This window comes from Pseudohaliea sp., assembly GCF_040217025.1.
Taxonomy (GTDB): domain Bacteria; phylum Pseudomonadota; class Gammaproteobacteria; order Pseudomonadales; family Halieaceae; genus Pseudohaliea.
This window is the reverse complement of record NZ_JAVJOA010000008.1, coordinates 915183-933805: the sequence shown is the minus strand read 5'-3', so window position 1 is coordinate 933805 and position 18623 is coordinate 915183. Positions and strand designations below refer to the sequence as shown.

Below are 18623 nucleotides of genomic sequence, written 5' to 3'. Positions count from 1 at the left end.
CTCAGCAGAGCTCGATGGCAACGGCGGTGGCTTCGCCGCCGCCGATGCAGAGGGCGGCGATGCCGCGCTTGCCGCCGGTTTTCTTCAGCGCGTACATCAGGGAGACGATGATCCGCGAACCGGTGGAGCCGATCGGGTGGCCCTGGGCGCAGGCGCCGCCGTGGATGTTGACCTTTTCGTGGGGCAGGCCGAGGTCGAGCATCGACAGCATGGTCACCATCGCGAAGGCCTCGTTGATCTCGAACAGGTCGACGTCCTCGACGGACCAGCCGGTCTTGTCGAGGAGCTTGCCGATGGCGCCGATCGGGGCGAGGGTGAACTCTTCCGGTGCCTGGCTGTGCCGCGCATGGGCGACCAGCTCGGCGGTGCCGCTGATGCCGCGGCGCCCGGCCTCGCTGCCGCTCATGAGCACCAGGGCGCTGGCGCCGTCGGAGATAGAGCTGGAGTTGGCGGCGGTGATCGTGCCTTCTTTCGCGAAGGCCGGGCGCAGCCCGGGGATCTTGTCCACGGCGGCCTTGTGCGGCTGCTCGTCGTCCTCGACCACGGTCTCGCCCTTCCGGGTCTTCACGGTCACCGGGACCGTCTCCGGCTTCAGGGAACCGTCCTCGATGGCCGCCTTGGCGCGGGACAGGGACTCGATGGCGAAGGCATCCATCGCTTCGCGGGTAAGCCCGCGCTGGTCTGCTGTCTCCTGGGCAAAGGTGCCCATGGCGCGGCCCGTGTAGGCGTCCTCGAGGCCATCCATGAACATGTGATCGTAGAGCGTGGTGGCGCCGAGGCGGGTGCCCGTGCGTCCCGCCGGCAGCAGGTGCGGCGCATTGCTCATGCTCTCGAGGCCGCCGGTCACAACCACGCTGTTGGTGCCCGCGACGATGCTGTCGTAGCCGAAGATCGTCGCCTGCATGCCGCTGCCGCAGGCCTTGTTCACGGTCACGGCGCCGGTAGAGACGGGAATGCCCGCGCCGATCGCGGCCTGGCGCGCCGGGCACTGCTTGAGGCCCGCCGGCAGGACGCAGCCGAGGAACACCTCGTCGACGTCCGCGCCCTCCACGGTGCTGCGGCCGAGGGCCTCGCGGACGGCGGTACTGCCCAGTTCCGTGGCCGGCACGCTGCTCAGGCTGCCCATGAGGCCGCCCATGGGCGTACGCGCGCCGTCGACGATGATGACTTTTTCCCGATCTGTATTCGTGGCCATGGCTGTTTCCGTGCTGTCGTTGTGCGGGAGGCGCCGGGTCGGTGGTCCTGCCCGTCGACGCGGCGACGGGCGGTTCGACCGTCGTGGCGGCTGGCGCATCGACCGTCGGACCGCGGCGGAATGGCGCGCCATTTAGCCATAGGGGCGGGGCGGACTCAAGGTCGGGGCGGGGCAGCCTCAGGCGCCGTGGGCCTGGAAGCGCTTGCCCCGGGTGGCGGCGCGGAAGTCCCGCGGCGCAAGGCCCGTGCGGGCGCGGAACTGCTCGCTGAAGCGGCTCGCGGACTGCCAGCCGCAGCGCCAGGCGATCTCCCCGAGGGGCAGGTCGCTGTGCAGGAGCAGGGAGCGCGCCTCGCCGATGCGCAGCGCCAGCAGGTAGGCCATGGGGGTGGTGCCCGTGGCCCGTCGGAAGCGTCGGCTGAAGCTCCGCGGGGCGACGCCGGCGCGGCGGGCGAGGGTACCGAGGCTGTGCGGCGCGGCGAGGTGTTCCTGCAGGTAGAGCTGCGCGTCGAGGACGAGCTCGTCGTGGTGACTGGTGCGGCTGTCCTCGAGGAAGGCGGCACTCCGGAACGCCTGGCGGATCTCCGGGGAGAACTGGCTTTCCACCGCGCGGGCCACGGCCACGCCGTACCACTGCTCCACGATGTGCACGAGGAGGTCGGCGATGGAGTTCACGCTGCCGGCACAGTAGAGGTTGCCGCTCTGGGTGATGAGGTGCCTGCGGCGCAGGGTGACCGCCGGGTAGTCGTCGGCGAAGCGGTCGAAGTCGCTCCAGTGGGTCGTGGCCGAGCGGCCGTCGAGGAGCCCCGCGTCGGCGATGACCCGGCTCGCCGTGCCGACGCTGCACAGGCGCGTCCCGGCGGCGGCGAGACGCCTGAGTTCGCCGTGCAGCGGCTCGCAGAGGCGGCGGGTGCGGCGCGGGCTGCGCCAGATCGCTGGCAGGAGCAGCAGGTCCGGCGCGGGCAGCGCGGCAAGCCCCGTCGCCGCCGCAAGCGTTAGCCCCGTGCCCAGGCGCACCTGCCCGGGGCCGGCGGCGCCGGCGAGGCGGAAAGCGCAGCCGCGGGCAGCGCGGCCGCCGGCCCGCGCGCGCTGGGCAGCGGCGTGGAGAATCTCCATGGGCAGGGTCACGCTGGTCGCCAGGGCGTCCGGGTAGAGCAGGGCGACCGCGCGGTAGGGAGGAGAGGGCATGGCTCTAAAAGTACAGGAAACGGCTGAAAATGTATATTTTTGCCGTGGCATGCCCCGTTAGACTGCGCCCCTCTACACGTGCCGTACCTACCCGGCACAGCAAGCGCGTCTTTCCACACCCGAAGGAGGAACCAGCATCGTGGGGCAGCCCTTACCGGTCATCGTCGCCAGTGGCGGCATCAACAGCGCCGGCCGCACCTCCGGTGGCCACGCCTATGCGCGCCTGGTGGCCGAGCGGCTGCCGGCGGCCGACCGGGGGCGCATGCTCGACGCCCTGCGCCAGCTCCGCGGTCTGCCGGCCACGGCAGCGGAAGCGGAGGTGCTGGCCGGGACGTTGATCCGCCGCCTCGAGCCGGCGTACTTCGACCCGGCGGCCATGCCCTGTGGGCGGCGCATGCGTTCCGGCGGCGAGCGGCCGCTGGTGGTCGACATGCCGCGGCGCAGCCTGCCGGTGCCGCTGCCGCCGGGCTGGACCGTCGAGGAAGAGGATGCGACCCACGCGCGCGTGGTGCTCGCCGGCCCGCAGGAATTCATCATGCCGGCCACGCGCGAGTTCGAGGTCAAGGTGGCGAGCCAGCTGCCGTCGGGCTTCGACCCGGCGGCCCAGTACCCGTCGCGCAATCACCCTCGCGGCCTGCAGCTGGCGATCTACGCGGCCTCCGACGCCCTCGGCGACCTCGGCATTCCCTGGGAACTGCTGCGCGAGCGGGTCGCGGCGGAGCAGGTCAGCGTCTACGCCGGCAGCGCCATGGGCCAGCTCGACGAGGCCGGTACCGGCGGCATGCTCAAGGCGCGGGTGAGCGGGCAGCGCGCGACCAGCAAGTACTGCCCGCTGGGGCTGGCGGAGATGCCCGCGGACTTTCTCAACGCCTACGTCCTCGGCTCCCTCGGCGCCACCGGCGCCAGCCTCGGCGCCTGCGCGTCCTTTCTCTACAACCTGCGTCATGCCGTGCACGATATCCGCAGCGGCCGCGCCCGGGTCGCCATCGTCGGCGCGGCGGAGGCACCGATCATCCCGGAGGTCATGGAGGGCTACGCCGCCATGGGCGCTCTGGCCACGGACAAGGCCCTGCGCCAGCTCGACGGCCTCGGCGCGGACGCCGAGCCCGATTACCGGCGCGCCTGCCGGCCCTTTGCGGACAACTGCGGTTTCACCATCGCCGAGTCCGCGCAGGTGGTGGTGCTGTTCGACGACGCGCTGGCCCTCGAGCTCGGCGCGGCGCTGCGCGGCAGCGTCGTCGACGTGTTCGTCAATGCCGATGGCTACAAGAAGTCGATCTCGGGCCCCGGGGTCGGCAACTACGTGACCGTCGCCCGCGCCCTGGCCGCGGCGCGCGCGGTGCTCGGCGAGAAGACCTTCCGCCGGGGCGGCCTGCTGCAGGCGCACGGCACCGGCACGCCGCAGAACCGCACCACCGAGTCGCAGATCCTGAGCCGTTGCGCCGGTGCCTTCGGCCTCGAGGACCTGCCGGTCGCGGCGCTCAAGTGCTACCTCGGCCACTCCCTGGGCGCGGCGTCGGCCGACCAGGTGACGGTGACCCTCGACACCTGGCGCCACGGCATCGTGCCCGGCATTGCCACCATCGACGGCATCGCCGACGATGTGACCGATGAGCACCTCGCCTTCTGCCTCGAGCACACGGAGCTCGCCCCGTCGCAGCGCGCCTGGGCGGTGGTCAACGCCAAGGGCTTCGGCGGCAACAATGCCAGCGGGACCCTGCTCGGCCCGGACCCTACGCAGCGCATGCTCGAGGCCCGGCACGGCGCCCGGGCGCTCGCCGGCTGGGAGCGCGCGAGCGAGGCGGTGGCAGAGCGCCGGGCGGCCCACGAGGCGGCGGTGCTCGCCGGCGAGGCAACCGCGCGCTACCTCTTCGACCACGATGTGCTCGGCGACGGCGACGTGTCCTTCGAGGAGGCGGCGGTTACCGTCGGCGGCGCGCGCATCGACCTCGGTTACCCGTCGCCCTTTGCGGACATGCACAGCGACGACTGAGCGGCGGGCCCTGGCATGACGGGCGGCGAGGCCATCGAGCTGGCCCTGCCGTCGCCGCCCGGCCCGCTGCGCTTGCGGCTGCACCCGGCGGGTACGGACCTGGTGTCGGACCGGCTGCGCGCCACGCGCCTGTGGGAGCCGTTCGAGACCCGCCTGTGCCTGGCCCTCGTCGGCCCGGGCGCGGTCTGTGTCGACGTCGGCGCGAACCTCGGCTATTTCACGGTCCTCGCCGCGGCCCGGGTCGGACCGGGCGGCCACGTGTACGCCTTCGAGCCGGACGCGGACAACTATGCGCTGCTGTCCGCCAACGTCTCCCTGAACGGGCTGACAGACCGCTGCACGCTGTCTTCCCTGGCGCTCTCCGATCGTGCGGGGGAGGGCTTTCTCTACCGCAGCGGCGACAACCTCGGCGACCACCAGGTCTACCCGGGCGACGGGGAGCGCCCGGCGGTGCCGATACAGCTGGCCCGGGGCGATGCGGTGCTGGGGGCCACGGTCGACGCCATCGATTTTCTCAAGGTCGACACGCAGGGCAGCGAGGCGGCGGTGCTGGCCGGGCTGCTGCCGCTGCTTGCGCGCCAGCCCCGGCCGCCGGCGATCCTCGTTGAGCTCACCCCGTTCTCGCTGGCCCTGGCAGGCAGCACCGGGCGGGCCCTGGTCGAGGCGCTCGCGACCCTGGCCCTGCCGTTCTGGATCGTCGACCACGTCGCCGGGCGCCTGGCCGCCACGGACGCCGAAGCCCTCGCCACCTGGTGCGACAACGTGGCGGCCACGGCGGGGGATCGCGGCTTCATGAATATCCTGGTCGGCCACGCGCCGGCCCTGTAGCTGAGCGCCGCCCGGCTCGCCGCTCCCGCGCCGGCCGCGTGCAGCGCCGGCCCGGGCTGCTATCATGCGTCGCTCCCAGTGACGACCCGGGATCACCATGATCGATGCCTTGACCCTGCTCACCGAGCGCAACTCCGCGCCCCGGCTTGCGGACCCGGCGCCCGACGCCGCCGCCCGCGAGGCCATCTTCGCCGCCGCGCTGCGCGCGCCGGATCATGCCTGGCTGCGCCCCTGGCGCTTCCTCACCGTGGAGGGAGAGGCGCGCCGGGCCCTCGGCAGCGTACTGGAGCGTTCGCTGCTGCGGCGCGAGCCGGAGGCCGACGCGGCAGCGCGGGAGAAGGCGCGCTGTGCCCCGCTGCGGGCGCCGCTGGTGGTCGTGGTGCTGGCGCGGCTGCAGGCGCACCCCAAGGTGCCGCCGCTGGAGCAGCGCTTGTCGGCCGGCTGTGCCGCGCACGCCATCCTCCTCGCGGCGGAGGCGCAGGGTTACGCGGGCATCTGGCGCACCGGTGCCGGCGCCTTCGACCGCGAGGTCGTGCGGGAACTCGGCGGCGAAGAGCACGAGGAGATCGTCGCCTTTCTCTATCTCGGCACGCGCGAGGGACAGGGCAAGTCACTGCCCGCCCTGGCGGTGGAAGACTTCGTCGCCCCCTGGACAGGACCCCGGCAAGGCAAGGAGACCCCATGACCCCCAGCTTCGAAACCCTGGCGCTCAGCGTCGATGCCCACGTCGCCACGGTTACCCTGAACCGCCCCGACAAGGCGAACTCCATGAACGCGGCCATGTGGCAGGAACTGCAGGCCTGCTTCGAGTGGCTCGACGAGAGCGACGCCGTGCGCGCCGTTGTCCTCGCCGGCGAAGGGCGGCACTTTTGCGCCGGCATCGACCTCGGCATGTTCGAGGGCATCCACGGCGCGTCCGGGGACCCCGCGCGCCGCGGCGAGGCCTTCCGCCGCAACGTGCTGCGCATGCAGGACAACCTTACGGCGCTGGAGCGCTGCCGAAAGCCGGTGCTCGCGGCCATCCACTCCACCTGTATCGGCGGCGGCATCGACCTGGTCTGCTGCGCGGACATGCGCTATGCCGCCGAGGACGCCTGGTTCTCGGTGCGCGAGGTGGACATCGGCATGGTCGCCGACGTCGGCACACTGCAGCGGCTGCCGAAGCTGATCCCGGACGGTGTGGCGCGGGAGCTCGCCTACACCGGCCGCAAGATGGACGCGGAGGAAGCGAAGGAGGTGGGCTTCGTCAACCGGGTGTTCGAAAACCGGGAAGTCATGCTGCGCGAAGTGATCGCCCTTGCCAGGACCATCGCCGAGAAGTCACCGCTGGTGGTGCGCGGCACGAAGGAGATGCTGCTCTACAGCCGGGACCACAGCGTGGCCGAGGGACTCAACTACATCGCCACCTGGAACGCCGGGATGATGAGCCTGCGCGACCTCGAGGAGGGCATCACCGCGCAGGCCGAGAAGCGCCCCGCCAGCTACGAGGACTGATCGCGCCGCCTCAGGGGTTGCCGGGCCAGCCCTCCCAGGGGATCAGCGGGTGCAGGGCGAGGCGGATGCCCTCTTCGAGGTAGGACTCGTTTTCCAGGATGTTGCGCCGGCGCGTGTAGCCGCCGCTGGAAGAGCGTGTGTCGATGGCGTCGGTCGCGTCCAGGCCGCCGCGGCTGACGAAGACGCGCTTCAGCTCCATGTCGAAAACCGTGACCTGCAGCGAGGCGACGGCCGCGGGCCGTCCCCAGTCGAAGTCTGCCGTCACGCCGCTGCCCGGCCCGTCGAGCGTCGGCCGCCGGGAGACACCGTCCCAGCGCGCCACGTGCTTGAGGCCGCCGCTGAAGGGCACCTCCAGCTCGACGATATCGGTGAACAGGAAGGCGTCGAGATCCGTCTCCTCGGCGAGGCGGTCGCGGACGCTCTGCATGAGCCGGGTGAAAGTTTTCATATTGACGCGGCCGGTGGTCGGGTCCACCGGGTCGCCGAAGGCGCGCACGGCCGTGGTCCAGTGCTGGCGGAACAGCCGCTGCGGCAGCACCTCGTAACCGTTGTCCTTGAGGTAGCGGGTCAGGAGGCCGTCGAGGCGCGGCTCCACGGGCTCGAGGTAGTTGCGCGAGGGCGAGCCGAGGTTGACGTGGGGGATGATGACCGTCTTCACCGGGTCGGCGGCGAGGCGCTCCTCCTCGATCTCGTAGGGGAACACCGTCGGGTTGTAGGTCGGCCCGCCGGCACAGGCAACGAGTGCTGCCGCGAGCACCGCGGCTGCGCCCCTGACGGCGGTTTTCATCAGTCCGAGCATGCGCGCTGTCACCCCTCTCCGGTATAGTGGCGCGATGGTAGCAGAAAGTCCCCGGCACCACAGGCCATGACCCCCGCCCCGCTGCATGCAACCCGCGTCGGTGACGCGGGCCCGCACGTCGTGCTGCTGCACGGGCTCTTCGGCATGGGCAGCAACCTCGGCGCCCTCGCGCGGGCGCTGGAAAGCGGCTACCGCGTGCACAGTCTCGACCTGCCCGATCACGGCCGCTCCGGCTGGACCGACGGCACGGACCTGCCGCGCATGGCCGAGGCCGTGGGCGCGTGGCTGCGCGAAGCCGGAATCGAAAAGGCCCATGTGGTCGGTCATTCCCTCGGCGGCAAGGTGGCGATGCAGCTGGCACTCGCCGACCCCGCCACCGTCGCCTCGCTGGTGGTGGCGGATATCGCCCCGGTCCGCTACGCCGCATCCCACGATGCGGTCTTCACCGCCCTGGCGGCGGTCGAGGCCGGCGCCGTGGCGGGCCGCCGGGGGGCGGGGGAGATCCTCCGCCGCTACCTCGAAGAGGAGGGCGTAGTGCAGTTCCTGCTGCTGAGCCTCGCCCGCCGCGAGGATGGCGCCTGGGGCTGGCGCTTCAACCGGGCGGGCCTGGAGGCGAACTACCCGGCCTACCTCGAGGCGCCGGCGGCGCCCGGGCCCTACCGGGGGCCGGTGCTGTTTCTCCGCGGCGGCCGTTCCCCCTACGTCAGCGACGCGCACGGCGACAGCATCCGCCACCGGTTCCCCGCCGCGCGCATCGAGACTCTCGCGGACTGCGGGCACTGGCTGCACGCGGAGGCCCCGGCGCGCTTCAACGCGCTGGTGCGCGCCTTCCTGGATGACAGCATGGAGGCGGCCGCCTGATGGTCATCGAGCTCGTCGACCTGGTGGTGATCCTCTTCTTCGGGGGCGTGGGCTACTACCTGTTCAGCGCCACCCGGGTTCGCGAGCTCGCCATCCAGGCGGTGCGCCGGGCGTCGAGAGATGGCGACTTCCAGTTCCTCGACGACAGTGTCGCGCTGCAGCGCGTGTCCCTGAGCCGCGACAGCGGCGGGCGCTGGCGCCTGTGGCGTCAGTATCGCTTCGAGTACAGCTACGACGGCATGCAGCGGGAGACTGGCGCGGTCATCATGCTCGGCAAGCGCCTCCAGGCCCTGGTCGTCACGGAGCCGGGCCAGGTACTGCACTGATCGCCCACGACCGCGCCCGGGACGGGTACCCCGTGTCCCGTGCCGTTCCGCACTAGAAAGTCCGCAGCGCTTCCAGCGCCATCCACCCCGCGAGCGCCAGCAGCAGGACCCCGAAGCCGCGGCCGAGCCAGCCACCCCCGCGCTCCAGCCGTGTGCGCACGGCGGGCGCACCGATCAGCAGCACCACCAGGCTGTACCAGAGCGCATCGATCCCCGCCGCGGTGCCGACCATGACCAGCTTCTGTTCCCACCCCGCGCCCGGCGCCAGGAACTGGCTGAACAGGGCGAGCATGAACAATGCGAGCTTCGGATTGAGAAAGGCGATGAGAAAGCCGTCCCGCCCCGGGTGGCCCGGGGCACCGCCGCCCAGGGCGAAGGTGAGCGGGCTGCGCAGCGCGCGCTGGCCGAGGAAAGCGAGGTAGGCCGCGCCCAAAAGCTGGCTCGCCAGGAGCAGCCCGGGAGCGCCGGCGAGAAGCAGCGCGAGGCCGGTCACGGTGGCCAGCGCGTAGAGGCCGACGCCCGCGCCGTGGGCCAGGGCGGCGGCCAGGCCTGCCCGCCGGGTGCCGCCAAGCGTGGCTGCAGCGACGACCGCGAGGCTGGGGCCCGGGGAGGCGGCGCCGAGCCAGCACACGGCGCAGAGAGCGAGCCAGTGATCCAGTGCCATGACCGGTCAGCGGACCGCGAGCTTGTCCACAGTATCTGTGGATAAAGCAGTGGGTAATTTGTTTAACTTGATGCGAAGGCCCGATAAGTCGTGCATTGTGACAAATTGGTTAAAAAACAGTCAATCCAAAAAATAATAATAAAAACATGGGTTTAAATGTCCTACTTCAGGCCTTTTGTACGATAATGGGTGTAAGACATCATCTTTACCGGCGGGGCTTGCACGAGCCCCATTTGTGTGCATAACCGCCTGTGCTGTCACCTTTCGTAATACCGATCGTGTTACCGAAACATGACAGTTGATGAGGGCGACAGCTTTCGTCAGTCGCGGCGGAGCGTCACCCGCCATCGACAGGAATGGTCGCGCCGGCGGGCGCACTTGTACCCCCGGGCACAGTGTAACGCGCAGGTCCTCCCGCCGGCGACGGAAATCCCGGGCCCGAGCGTAAGACCCTCCGGGCACGACCACAGGAGGACCGGCCATGAAAGCCTTGATCACAGCAACCCTCGCAATGCTGCTCAGCGCCAGCGCGCTGGCCGCACCGGCGGAGCGCGTCGGCCGCGTCGACAAGCGACTCACCGTGCTCGAGCAGCGCGGCGCCTGGGAGCAGGGCAGCACCGCCGATCGCCGGGAGGATCGCTTCGACCGCCTGGAAGACCGCGTCGACCGGCGCGAGGACCGCCGCGACCGGCTGGTAGACCGCGGCCCGCGCGACCGCGCCGAAGACCGGCTCGACCGGCGGGAAAACTATCGGGACCGGGCCGAGAACCGCCGCGACCGACGGTCGTCCGCGAGCTCCCGATAAAATCCCCGGTAGCGATTGACAGGGCGAGCGCGATCCCTATAATGCGCGGTCTCGACCTCGGGTGGTTAGCTCAGCTGGGAGAGCATCTGCCTTACAAGCAGAGGGTCGGCGGTTCGATCCCGTCACCACCCACCACGCTTTCCGCCGTCCGGCGCAAGCGGGTCGATCCTACCGGGGAGCGGTAGTTCAGTTGGTTAGAATACCGGCCTGTCACGCCGGGGGTCGCGGGTTCGAGTCCCGTCCGCTCCGCCATTAATCGCCTAAAATCAGCGGGTTAGGAGACACAAACAGGCTCTACCCCATTAACGGGGGATGGACCGGTTCTCATTAAACCCGATTGATAATGCCATCCCATCCACAGTGGGTTAAGACTCTCAGTCGGTAGTTCTCAAAATTCCTGAAGCCATAGGCTCTCCTGGTCATCATTTCCATCTTGGTGTGAAAGCCCTCGGTCGGCCCGTTGCTCTTGCTGGTGCGCCACATCATGACGATGGGCTCAAGCCATGCTTTCAGGGTCCTGGCCAGCCGCCGGAGAGGGCTCTGGCGCAGTTGCTCGATCAGTTCGAGCAACTCGGTGAGCTTCTGTCGAGCCTCTCTCTTCCTCAGATTTTTGAGCAGCAGCAGGCAGTTGAGTCGCTGCTTGGCCTCGTAGAGTGCGGCCAGCCCCGGGTAGTCGGCGAGGTAGCGCTGCAGGTTCTCCCGCTGCTCGGGCCGCAGGCGCCACTCGTGGCGCCGCATCAGGCTCAGCAGCCCCCGGTTCTTGCGGCCCTCAGGATGGACTGCCTGCCAGGCCTTGAGGAAGTGCTGGTTGACCAGGCGAACGACGTGGAAGCGGTCGGCGACGATGGTGGCGCGCGGGAAGTACTGCCTGGCGATGTTGCGGTAGGTCTCGGACAGGTCCATGACGATGAGGCGGACGTTGTCTTTGCCCGGTAATTGCCGCAGATAACCGTCCAGACTGGCCTCTGAGCGCCCGAGGCGCACGTCGAAGACTTTGTTGCGCCGGAGGTCCACCAGGGTGGTGGCATAACCCCGTTTGCGGGTGAAGAAGTGCTCATCGAGGCCGAGCACCTTGGGGCAGGGGCGGTTCGACATCTCGGAGAGTCGCTGCCGGCACTGGCCCTGGTACCAGCGCTCGGTCGTTGCCTCGCTGATGCGGTGCGTGGGCCGGATCTTGGCCTGGGTGACGCCGCCATCGTGGCTCTCGAACACCTCGAGGCGGAAGGCCTCGGAGGCCCGGAAGCGGGGCCTGATCCCCTTGAAGCGGTGACGGAAGTAGCGACCGCAGCGCGGGCAGTGGTACTTGGGCGTCCTCAGATACAAGGTCATCAGCTGATTGCCCTGGCGCGTGTGCTTCAGGGTCCGCTGGTAGGTGGCCTTGATCCGGATCCGAGGATGCTGGCAGTGCAGGCAGCAAGGCCGCTGCCTCGGCTTTGCATAGACGGCGATCGCGTCGTTGCGATCCACCCGTTCGACCTCCAGTTCCGGAAGGCCTAAGATTAAGCTTGCGAGGGACATCGGGGGTCTCCATTAAACCGTTTCCGCAAATTCAGTTTAATGAGCCCCGGTGTCCCCCGTTAATGATGTAGAGCCGCCCAAGCAAGCCGCACCGATGATCGCAGCCCTCCGCAGGGAGTTGGGGCATCGAATCGCTGGTACCTTGAACCTGCTTATCCCGGGGCCTCCGCGGATACCCGTTTGCAGCGCGGTGACGACTGCCGGCAGTGCGTTGACAGGCAACGGCGCTCTTGGGAGAGTGCTCGGGCCGCGCGGCAGGGGCCGCCCGGCGGCGGACGGGGAAACAAGTAGCCATGGCGGCGAGTGAGCAGGGCAGTGGGCCGGCAGGCGGGGCGCCGCGGGTCGTTCTTTGCCACTACCATATCTTCAAGAACAGCGGCACGTCCTTCGACCAGCTGCTGGCGGAGAACTTCCCCGGCGAGCCGGTCGCCTTCGACGGTCCCTACCCGTTCTCGGTCTTCTCGCAGGATGAGCTGCTGAAGGTCATCCGCCACCACGGCAGCGCCACGGCGTTTACCTCTCACCAGGTGCGCCTGCCGGTGCCGGCCGCCCTCGATATCGAGGTGCTGCCCGTGGTCTTCCTGCGCCACCCGCTCCTGCGCGTGCGCTCGGTTTACGAGTACCTCCACCGCCGCGAGCGTGGCGTGGGCGTCAGGCGCCTGCTCCGCTTCGCGGCGCGCTCGACCTATACCTCGCGGGACGAGGCGCGGGCCAGCGAGCTGTCCTTCGCCGACTGGGTGCGCGAAGCCCTGGACGGGCAGCGGCCGCTCGGCAATCTCTCCAATGCGCAGGTCCAGCTGCTGGGCGGTGTGTACGGGCGCAAGGCCCTGTCCCGCACGCGGCCGGCGGCGAAGGGGGGTGTGGCGGCGGACCTCGCGCAGGCGCTGCGCAACCTCGCCGCCGTCGAGCTGCTGGCGCGGACCGAGTGCTACGGGCGTGACGTGGCCCGCTTCAGCGAGGCCCTGGCGGCCCGCGGTATCGAGTTCAGTTACCGCGAGCGGCGACCGGCGAACACCACCGCGCGGGACCTGGACCGGCCCCTGGCAGAGCGGCTCGACGCGATCCGCAAGAGCCTGGGAGACGAGCTCTACGACCGGCTCGCGGACGTGAACCGGGAGGACCTCGCACTCTACCAGTGGGCCTGCGATCGCCTGGACGGTGCCGCGCCGGGCGGTGACGGCGCCGGCGCCGCAGGCTGACCCGGGCGGGTCAGTCGCCGAAGCGGTCGATGAGCTGCTGCAGCTTCTTCGCCGTCGGCGGCGCCGTCAGCTGCTCGGGCAGGTCCGAGAGCTCCGCAGCCTGCAGGTAGGCGGGCAGGAAGAAGTATTCGAGGGCGTCGGGGCGGTCGATGGAAAAATCTTCCAGCCGGCGGCTGCGCCCGAAGGTCACCGCATCCCCCACCCGGTTGGCCAGGTACACCACCACGTGCTCCCGCATGTCGAGCTCGGTCTCGCCATGGCGCTCCGGCGGCCAGGCCATCGGCACGTAGGCATAGCGCAGGTGGGCCTCGATCGCCGTCGGCAGGTTCCAGCTGCGGGCGAGAATGGCGCCGACGATCGCCGCATTGCCGACCAGCTCGTCCTGCTGGCCGCAGACGCGGTCGAACAGAGTGGCGTGGGCGCCGTAGAGCCGCGCCAGACCGGGCCGGGCAGAGATCAGGGCGAGGTCGCCGATATTGGCGAGCAGCGCCTTGGTGGCGGTCTCGGAAGGCTCGGGCAGGGCCAGTTCCGTGGCCAGGGCCTGCGCCACCGCGCTCGCGACGTAGCTGGCGCGCCAGAGCCGCATGTAGGCCGTGTGCTGCGCCGGACTCTCGAGGGCCAGCATCTGGCCGACCGCCGCCTGCAGCACCAGGCCCTTGACCAGGTTGGTGCCGAGATAGTTGACGGCATGGTGAACGCTGGAGATCGGGGAGCTCAGGTGAAAGGCGGCCGAGTTGACGATGCGCAGCACATCCGCCGACAGTGCCGGGTTGGTCATCACCGTTTCCGCGAGTTCTTCCGGGTCGTCGAGCCCGCGGCTGATGCGCTCGAGGACCGTGGGCGGCTTTCGCAGCTGCGCCACGAACTCGGCCATGTCCTCCTTCTCGACCTCGTTCAGGTGCTCCTCGAACACCAGGAAAAAATCGGCCAGCGCCTTCGGTACCTCGTCGCTGTCGCCGACCGGGGCGGGGGCTGCCTGCTCGCCGCCCTCGCTGCTCTCCGCCGGGTCTGTGGGCTCGTCGCCGTCGTCCCCGGGCGTAGCGCCCTGCTGCCGTCGAAACCAACTCATTGCTGCACACTCCCCCCGGCGCGCCCGCCGTTGCGGCCCTTTTCCGGCCCGCCAAGCATATCGCTTGAGCGGCCTGTGTCCATAGGCCCGTCGCGGCGGCGACGGTGGTGGTCCCCGGGGTGCGCCGGGGCAGCCAGGGCCCGCGCCAGTGCGCTAGAATGGGCGCATTGCGAAGCAGTGGAGCCAGCATGGGGGACGACGCCCGTATCCCGCTCATCAACGTCGCCAGCGGGGAAAAGTACACCAACGAGCGCGGCATGCGCGTCATCAAGGATGGCGTGAAGGCCAGCGCGAGGGGCGGCGAGCGCCTGCCCAAGCCGCCCTGGCTGCGCACCCGTATCCAGCAGGGGGCGACCTTCGAGAAGGTACGCGGCATCGTCCACGAGCACCGGCTGGCCACCGTCTGCGAGGAGGCGAAGTGCCCGAACATGGGCGAGTGCTGGAGCGCGGGCACGGCGACGATCATGCTCATGGGTGACGTCTGCACCCGCGCCTGCCGTTTCTGCGCGGTGAATACCGGCAACCCCCGCGGCTGGCTGGATCCCGAGGAGCCCGACAACACCGCGCGCTCCGTCGAGCTCATGGGTCTCAAGTACGTGGTGCTGACCTCCGTGAACCGGGACGATCTCCCCGACGGCGGTGCCGGTCACTACGCCGCCTGCGTCCGTCGCGTGAAGGCCGTGAACCCGGAGACCGCCGTGGAGGCGCTGACGCCGGATTTTCTCGGCAAGCTGGAAGACGTGGAGACGGTCGTGGACTCGGGCATCGAGGTCTTCGCCCAGAACGTCGAGACCGTGCGCCGGCTCACCCACCCGGTGCGCGACAGCCGCGCCGGTTACGACCAGACCCTCGAGGTGCTGGCGCACGCCAAGGCGCACCGGCCGGACGTGCTCACCAAGACCAGCCTCATGCTCGGCCTCGGCGAGACGGAGGCGGAGCTTATCGAGGCGCTCGACGACCTGCGCGCGGCCAGGGTGGACATCGTTACCTTCGGCCAGTACTTGCAGCCGACGGCGCACCACTATCCCATCGACCGCTGGGTGACCCCGGACGAGTTTGCCCGCTACCGCGAGTGGGGCCTCGAGCGCGGCTTCCTCGAGGTGGTGTCCGGGGTGTTCGTGCGTTCCAGCTACCGCGCCGAGCAGGTGCTTGCGAAGAACAACGTCGGGCTCTGAGCCCCGCGCCTCATTCCGCTTCCGCGTCCCTGCCATGCACCTGGTCCAGGCCCTGGCGGATCTGCCGGGCCCAGGCCGAGAACACCCGGCGTACTTCCGCCCGGTTGGTCACGCGGTTGTTCACGCCCCACTGCTGCGTGCTACGGCGCCTGTCCTTGGACAGCGCCAGCACCTCGCCGGTCTCTGAATCGGCGAAGGCCACGGCCACGGCAATGCTGCCGGCGCCTTCCGTATACACCTGGGACCGCCCCGCGTAGCGCGACTGGTTGTCGTCCTTCGGCGCATTGGGGGCGAGCTGTGTCAGCATCGCAGTGATCAGCAGCACGTCGTCGCCGGGCGCTTCCGCGAGAGCGTAGCCGCCCTTGTCCACCAGCTCCTGCAGCATCACCTCCCGGTAGCCCGCCTGGAGCGCGGCACGATCTTCGTCGGTCAGCTCCCAGTCCCGCCTGCGGGCGTAGGGCATCGAGCTGTTGTCGGGCTGGATGATCTCGACGCTGTCGACCCCGAGCGGGGCCAGCAGGATGCGGTTGTAGCGGCTGAAGTCCACGGTCGGGTCGACGTACACGAGCTGCGCCGCGGTGTTGTCGACGCGGTAGAGCTTGCCGTCGATGGTTTCCGCATCCGGTCCGGTCTGCACGGTGGGGGTGCCGCTGCAGCCGGCGACGGCGATCGCGGCGAGGCAGGCGGTGAGCGGCAGGGCGAAACGGGACATGGCAGGACCTCCTCACTGTTATTCTCGTTGCTATCGATCATCGGCCCAAAGCGGGCCCGAGGCAAGCCTGTGCGGGCCCTTGCCGGGCCCGCTTACGGGCCATGCGCATGCCCGGCCTGCGAGGTTATACTGCCCGGCCACCCTGCGCAGGAAGCCGTGCATGGCAGCCCAGTTCCACCGCGTCGGTCTCGTCGGGCGCAGCCGCCAGGAGGGCCTGCAGGAGCTCCTGGACGAACTCCTCGACCTGCTCGGTGACCGCGTCGGCGAGGTCATGCTGGAGGACCGTCTTGGCGCCGTCGCCACCCGCGACTGCCCGCTGCTGACCCGCGAGGAGATCGGCGAGCGGGCGGACCTCGTCATCGTGCTCGGCGGCGACGGCAGCCTGCTGTCTGCCGCGCGCACCATGGCCCGCTTCGAGACCCCGGTCCTCGGCATCAACCGCGGCCGCCTCGGCTTCCTTACCGATATCAGCCCGGACGAGGTCAGCGAGCTGGTGCCGGCGGTGCTCGAGGGACGCTACGAGCGGGAAGAACGCTTCCTCCTCGATGTGACTGTCGAGCGCGAGGGCAAGGTCGTGGCCCGGGCGGACGCCCTCAATGACGTGGTGCTGAACTCCGGCACCTCGGCGCAGATGATCGAGTTCGAGCTCTCCATCGATGGCGAGTTCGTCTACCGGCAGCGGGCGGACGGGCTGATTATCTCGACGCCCACGGGCTCCACGGCCTATTCGCTGTCCGGGGGCGGGCCGATCATGCATCCGTCCCTCGATGCCATCGTGCTGGTGCCCATGTTCCCGCACACGTTGAGCAGCCGGCCCATCGTGGTCAAGGGCGACAGCCGGATCCGCCTCGACGTGCTCGAGCGCAACCGCATTCACCCGCCGGTGACCTGCGACGGCCAGGTCAACATGACCGCCCGGCCCGGGGACGCGGTGGTGCTGCGCAAGAAGCCGCACCGGCTCACGCTGCTGCACCCGCTGGGGCACAGCTTCTACGCCAGCTGCCGGGACAAGCTCCGCTGGAGCAACGCGCTGGTCAACTGACGTGCAGGACCTGCTCAACGCGCTGCGCCCGTTCCCGGTGACGGCCGGGCTTCTCGTCTGCTCCCTGCTCGGGTTCTCGGTGGTCTACTTCAACGCCCCGGTGAGCTGGGTCGCGGCGCTGACCTTCACGCCCTTCGAGCTCACCGCGGCGGGCCCGGTCTTCGGTGAGCCCGGTGCCCAGCTCTGGCGCCTGGTGACGCCGGCGTTCCTGCATTTCGGCTGGCTGCACATCGCCTTCAACGCGCTCTGGACCTGGGAGTTCGGCCGCCGTATCGAGGCGCGGGCGGGCAGCCTCTCCGCCCTCGGCCTGTTCCTGGCCGTGGCCATGGTGTCCAACGTCGCGCAGTACCTGTTCGGCGGGCCGGGTCTTTTCGGCGGCATGTCCGGCGTGGTTTACGGCTTCCTCGGCTTTGCGGTGGTGGCCGAGCGCATCTACCCGCGCTGGGCGCTCGGGCTGCCGCCGGGGATCGTGGTGTTCATGCTCGGCTGGCTGGTGGCCTGCGTGCTGGGGGTGGTCGAAGTGCTCGGTTTCGGGGCCATTGCCAACGCCGCGCATATCGGCGGCCTCGCCGCGGGCGCGGTGCTCGCGGTGCCCCTGGCCTTTCTCGAGCGCTACCGGCGGCGGTTATAATGGCCGTTTTGCCGGGCGCGCTTTGCATGGACTACGAGCAACTCCTCGACAGCCTCACGCCGGAGCTCTACGAGCGCCTCAAGCAGGCGGTGGAGACGGGGCGCTGGCCCGACGGCCGCGCGGTCACGGCAGAGCAGCGCGAGCACTGCCTGCAGGCGGTGATCAGTTGGGGCGAGCGCCATCTGCCGCCGGAGGAGCGGGTCGGCTACATCGACCGCGGCCGCAAGAGCGCGCCGGGCGAGAGCGGCCCGCGACCGCTGCGCTGGGCGGACGGCGAGGGCGAAACGTGAGCGTGCTCGGCCGCGGCGGCGTGCGCAAGATGCGCACCGCCCTCGAGGAACCGGTCAGCTACGCGCTGCCCCTCGGCGACAGCGAGGTTCCCATGAACCCGCTGCTCGGCCAGGTGGTGCACCTGGCCTTCGACGGCGAGATCCGCTGCATCTACTGCGACCGCAAGACCAGCAAGAGTTTCAACCAGGGCTACTGCTATCCCTGCTTCAAGCGCCTGGCGCGCTGCGACAGCTGTATCGTGAGCCCGGAGAAGTGCCACTTCCACGAGGGCACCTGCCGGGAGCCGGAGTGGGGGCTGGCGAACTGCATGAACGACCACATCGTCTACCTATCGCACACGTCGGGGCTCAAGGTCGGCATCACCCGCGGCACCCAGGTGCCGACGCGCTGGATCGACCAGGGCGCCACCCAGGCCCTGCCGCTGTTCCGCGTGGACTCGCGGCTGCACTCCGGCCTCCTCGAGGTGGCGCTCGCCCGGGAGATCGGCGATCGTACCCAGTGGCAGGCCATGCTCAAGGGCGACGGCGAGCCGCGGGACCTGCAGGAGGCCGCAGCCGCGCTCCTCGACCGCTGCGCTGACAACGTGGCCGCGCTGCAGCAGGAACACGGTCTGCAGGCGCTGTCGCGCCTCGAGGACGCCGAGGAAACGACGATCCGCTACCCAGTGCTCGAATATCCGGTGAAGGTGAAGTCCTTCAACCTCGACAAGACGCCACGCGTGGGCGGGACGCTCCTCGGCATCAAGGGGCAGTACCTCGTCTTCGACGGTGGTGTCATCAACATGCGCAAGTACGGGGGCTACCAGTTGACCCTCGAGACAGGCACGGAGGTCTGAC

20 protein-coding genes and 2 tRNA genes are annotated in these 18623 nt (G+C 69.8%); 15 read left to right on the top strand and 7 right to left on the bottom strand.

Annotation, left to right across the window (positions count from 1 at the left end):
- Position 1: 1 nt before the first annotated feature.
- Positions 2-1195, bottom strand: a complete 1194-nt coding sequence (locus RKE50_RS08485) for a thiolase family protein (protein WP_350035842.1) — start codon at positions 1193-1195, stop codon at positions 2-4.
- Positions 1196-1372: 177 nt separating this feature from the next.
- Entirely contained in the window at positions 1373-2380 is a 1008-nt protein-coding gene (locus tag RKE50_RS08480; RefSeq protein WP_350035840.1) for a GlxA family transcriptional regulator, read from the bottom strand.
- Positions 2381-2519: 139 nt separating this feature from the next.
- Between RKE50_RS08480 and RKE50_RS08475 the strand changes: the two genes are divergently transcribed.
- The 4 genes from RKE50_RS08475 (at position 2520) to RKE50_RS08460 (ending at position 6695) form a co-directional block, all read left to right on the top strand.
- Positions 2520-4373, top strand: coding sequence for a beta-ketoacyl synthase (locus tag RKE50_RS08475; RefSeq protein ID WP_350035839.1), 1854 nt, complete (start codon positions 2520-2522; stop codon positions 4371-4373).
- A 15-nt stretch (positions 4374-4388) separates the two neighbouring features.
- Positions 4389-5201: an FkbM family methyltransferase gene (locus tag RKE50_RS08470; RefSeq protein ID WP_350035837.1), complete on the top strand. Its 813-nt coding sequence runs from the start codon at positions 4389-4391 to the stop codon at positions 5199-5201.
- Positions 5202-5298: 97 nt separating this feature from the next.
- Positions 5299-5886, top strand: a complete 588-nt coding sequence (locus tag RKE50_RS08465) for a nitroreductase family protein (RefSeq protein ID WP_350035836.1) — start codon at positions 5299-5301, stop codon at positions 5884-5886.
- Positions 5883-6695, top strand: coding sequence for a crotonase/enoyl-CoA hydratase family protein (locus tag RKE50_RS08460; protein WP_350035835.1), 813 nt, complete (start codon positions 5883-5885; stop codon positions 6693-6695). Before RKE50_RS08465 ends, RKE50_RS08460 begins: the two co-directional genes overlap by 4 nt.
- A 10-nt stretch (positions 6696-6705) precedes the next feature.
- On the opposite strand, the gene RKE50_RS08455 is transcribed toward RKE50_RS08460, so the two are convergent.
- Positions 6706-7494, bottom strand: a complete 789-nt coding sequence (locus RKE50_RS08455; RefSeq protein WP_350035834.1) for a hypothetical protein — start codon at positions 7492-7494, stop codon at positions 6706-6708.
- Positions 7495-7560: 66 nt separating this feature from the next.
- Between RKE50_RS08455 and RKE50_RS08450 the strand changes: the two genes are divergently transcribed.
- Both RKE50_RS08450 and RKE50_RS08445 read left to right on the top strand, forming a co-directional pair.
- Positions 7561-8355, top strand: a complete 795-nt coding sequence (locus tag RKE50_RS08450) for an alpha/beta fold hydrolase (protein ID WP_350035833.1) — start codon at positions 7561-7563, stop codon at positions 8353-8355.
- On the top strand, positions 8355-8681 hold the full coding sequence (locus RKE50_RS08445; protein WP_350035832.1) for a DUF3301 domain-containing protein: 327 nt from the start codon (positions 8355-8357) through the stop codon (positions 8679-8681). The genes RKE50_RS08450 and RKE50_RS08445 overlap by 1 nt, the downstream gene beginning before the upstream one ends.
- 52 nt (positions 8682-8733) lie before the next feature.
- Here RKE50_RS08445 and RKE50_RS08440 read toward each other — a convergent pair whose 3' ends face one another.
- Positions 8734-9345 (bottom strand): LysE family translocator, encoded by a 612-nt coding sequence (locus tag RKE50_RS08440; RefSeq protein ID WP_350035831.1) that lies wholly within the window; start codon positions 9343-9345, stop codon positions 8734-8736.
- Between the two features lie 481 nt (positions 9346-9826).
- Between RKE50_RS08440 and RKE50_RS08435 the strand changes: the two genes are divergently transcribed.
- The 3 genes from RKE50_RS08435 (at position 9827) to RKE50_RS08425 (ending at position 10402) form a co-directional block, all read left to right on the top strand.
- Positions 9827-10150, top strand: coding sequence for a hypothetical protein (locus RKE50_RS08435; RefSeq protein ID WP_350035830.1), 324 nt, complete (start codon positions 9827-9829; stop codon positions 10148-10150).
- 59 nt (positions 10151-10209) lie between these two features.
- Positions 10210-10285: transfer RNA gene (locus RKE50_RS08430), tRNA-Val, on the top strand.
- A 40-nt stretch (positions 10286-10325) separates the two neighbouring features.
- Positions 10326-10402, top strand: a tRNA-Asp gene (locus RKE50_RS08425).
- Positions 10403-10477: 75 nt separating this feature from the next.
- Here the strand turns inward: RKE50_RS08425 and RKE50_RS08420 are convergent.
- On the bottom strand, positions 10478-11668 hold the full coding sequence (locus RKE50_RS08420; RefSeq protein WP_350035829.1) for an ISL3 family transposase: 1191 nt from the start codon (positions 11666-11668) through the stop codon (positions 10478-10480).
- A 293-nt stretch (positions 11669-11961) separates the two neighbouring features.
- Here RKE50_RS08420 and RKE50_RS08415 point away from each other — a divergent pair, with 293 nt between their 5' ends.
- Positions 11962-12867 (top strand): hypothetical protein, encoded by a 906-nt coding sequence (locus tag RKE50_RS08415; RefSeq protein ID WP_350035828.1) that lies wholly within the window; start codon positions 11962-11964, stop codon positions 12865-12867.
- A gap of 10 nt (positions 12868-12877) precedes the next feature.
- On the opposite strand, the gene RKE50_RS08410 is transcribed toward RKE50_RS08415, so the two are convergent.
- Entirely contained in the window at positions 12878-13936 is a 1059-nt protein-coding gene (locus RKE50_RS08410; protein ID WP_350035827.1) for an HDOD domain-containing protein, read from the bottom strand.
- Between the two features lie 188 nt (positions 13937-14124).
- Here RKE50_RS08410 and lipA point away from each other — a divergent pair, with 188 nt between their 5' ends.
- Complete coding sequence (lipA, locus tag RKE50_RS08405; RefSeq protein WP_350035825.1) at positions 14125-15111, top strand: lipoyl synthase; 987 nt, start codon at positions 14125-14127, stop codon at positions 15109-15111.
- A 10-nt stretch (positions 15112-15121) separates the two neighbouring features.
- Here the strand turns inward: lipA and RKE50_RS08400 are convergent, their stop codons facing one another.
- Entirely contained in the window at positions 15122-15823 is a 702-nt protein-coding gene (locus tag RKE50_RS08400) for a DUF3313 family protein (protein ID WP_350035824.1), read from the bottom strand.
- Between the two features lie 160 nt (positions 15824-15983).
- Here RKE50_RS08400 and RKE50_RS08395 point away from each other — a divergent pair, with 160 nt between their 5' ends.
- The 4 genes from RKE50_RS08395 to RKE50_RS08380 are packed head-to-tail and all read left to right on the top strand — an operon-like array spanning position 15984 to position 18622.
- Positions 15984-16865: an NAD(+) kinase gene (locus RKE50_RS08395; RefSeq protein ID WP_350035823.1), complete on the top strand. Its 882-nt coding sequence runs from the start codon at positions 15984-15986 to the stop codon at positions 16863-16865.
- Between the two features lies 1 nt (position 16866).
- Positions 16867-17496: a rhomboid family intramembrane serine protease gene (locus RKE50_RS08390; protein ID WP_350035821.1), complete on the top strand. Its 630-nt coding sequence runs from the start codon at positions 16867-16869 to the stop codon at positions 17494-17496.
- A gap of 26 nt (positions 17497-17522) precedes the next feature.
- Entirely contained in the window at positions 17523-17786 is a 264-nt protein-coding gene (locus RKE50_RS08385; protein WP_350035819.1) for a YeaC family protein, read from the top strand.
- Positions 17783-18622 (top strand): DUF2797 domain-containing protein, encoded by an 840-nt coding sequence (locus tag RKE50_RS08380; RefSeq protein WP_350035818.1) that lies wholly within the window; start codon positions 17783-17785, stop codon positions 18620-18622. The genes RKE50_RS08385 and RKE50_RS08380 overlap by 4 nt, the downstream gene beginning before the upstream one ends.
- The last annotated feature ends 1 nt before the right edge of the window (position 18623 follow it).

What these genes read in the sequence shown, in the direction of transcription:
- RKE50_RS08470 (WP_350035837.1), top strand. Translation starts at nt 4,389, where the DNA reads ATGACGGGCGGCGAGGCCATCGAGCTGGCCCTGCCGTCGCCGCCCGGC.
- RKE50_RS08435 (WP_350035830.1), top strand. Translation starts at nt 9,827, where the DNA reads ATGAAAGCCTTGATCACAGCAACCCTCGCAATGCTGCTCAGCGCCAGC.
- RKE50_RS08480 (WP_350035840.1), bottom strand. Translation starts at nt 2,380, where the DNA reads ATGCCCTCTCCTCCCTACCGCGCGGTCGCCCTGCTCTACCCGGACGCC.
- lipA (WP_350035825.1), top strand. Translation starts at nt 14,125, where the DNA reads ATGGGGGACGACGCCCGTATCCCGCTCATCAACGTCGCCAGCGGGGAA.
- RKE50_RS08445 (WP_350035832.1), top strand. Translation starts at nt 8,355, where the DNA reads ATGGTCATCGAGCTCGTCGACCTGGTGGTGATCCTCTTCTTCGGGGGC.
- RKE50_RS08465 (WP_350035836.1), top strand. Translation starts at nt 5,299, where the DNA reads ATGATCGATGCCTTGACCCTGCTCACCGAGCGCAACTCCGCGCCCCGG.
- RKE50_RS08485 (WP_350035842.1), bottom strand. Translation starts at nt 1,195, where the DNA reads ATGGCCACGAATACAGATCGGGAAAAAGTCATCATCGTCGACGGCGCG.
- RKE50_RS08395 (WP_350035823.1), top strand. Translation starts at nt 15,984, where the DNA reads ATGGCAGCCCAGTTCCACCGCGTCGGTCTCGTCGGGCGCAGCCGCCAG.
- RKE50_RS08420 (WP_350035829.1), bottom strand. Translation starts at nt 11,668, where the DNA reads ATGTCCCTCGCAAGCTTAATCTTAGGCCTTCCGGAACTGGAGGTCGAA.
- RKE50_RS08450 (WP_350035833.1), top strand. Translation starts at nt 7,561, where the DNA reads ATGACCCCCGCCCCGCTGCATGCAACCCGCGTCGGTGACGCGGGCCCG.
- RKE50_RS08460 (WP_350035835.1), top strand. Translation starts at nt 5,883, where the DNA reads ATGACCCCCAGCTTCGAAACCCTGGCGCTCAGCGTCGATGCCCACGTC.
- RKE50_RS08415 (WP_350035828.1), top strand. Translation starts at nt 11,962, where the DNA reads ATGGCGGCGAGTGAGCAGGGCAGTGGGCCGGCAGGCGGGGCGCCGCGG.
- RKE50_RS08440 (WP_350035831.1), bottom strand. Translation starts at nt 9,345, where the DNA reads ATGGCACTGGATCACTGGCTCGCTCTCTGCGCCGTGTGCTGGCTCGGC.
- RKE50_RS08410 (WP_350035827.1), bottom strand. Translation starts at nt 13,936, where the DNA reads ATGAGTTGGTTTCGACGGCAGCAGGGCGCTACGCCCGGGGACGACGGC.
- RKE50_RS08400 (WP_350035824.1), bottom strand. Translation starts at nt 15,823, where the DNA reads ATGTCCCGTTTCGCCCTGCCGCTCACCGCCTGCCTCGCCGCGATCGCC.
- RKE50_RS08455 (WP_350035834.1), bottom strand. Translation starts at nt 7,494, where the DNA reads ATGCTCGGACTGATGAAAACCGCCGTCAGGGGCGCAGCCGCGGTGCTC.
- RKE50_RS08385 (WP_350035819.1), top strand. Translation starts at nt 17,523, where the DNA reads ATGGACTACGAGCAACTCCTCGACAGCCTCACGCCGGAGCTCTACGAG.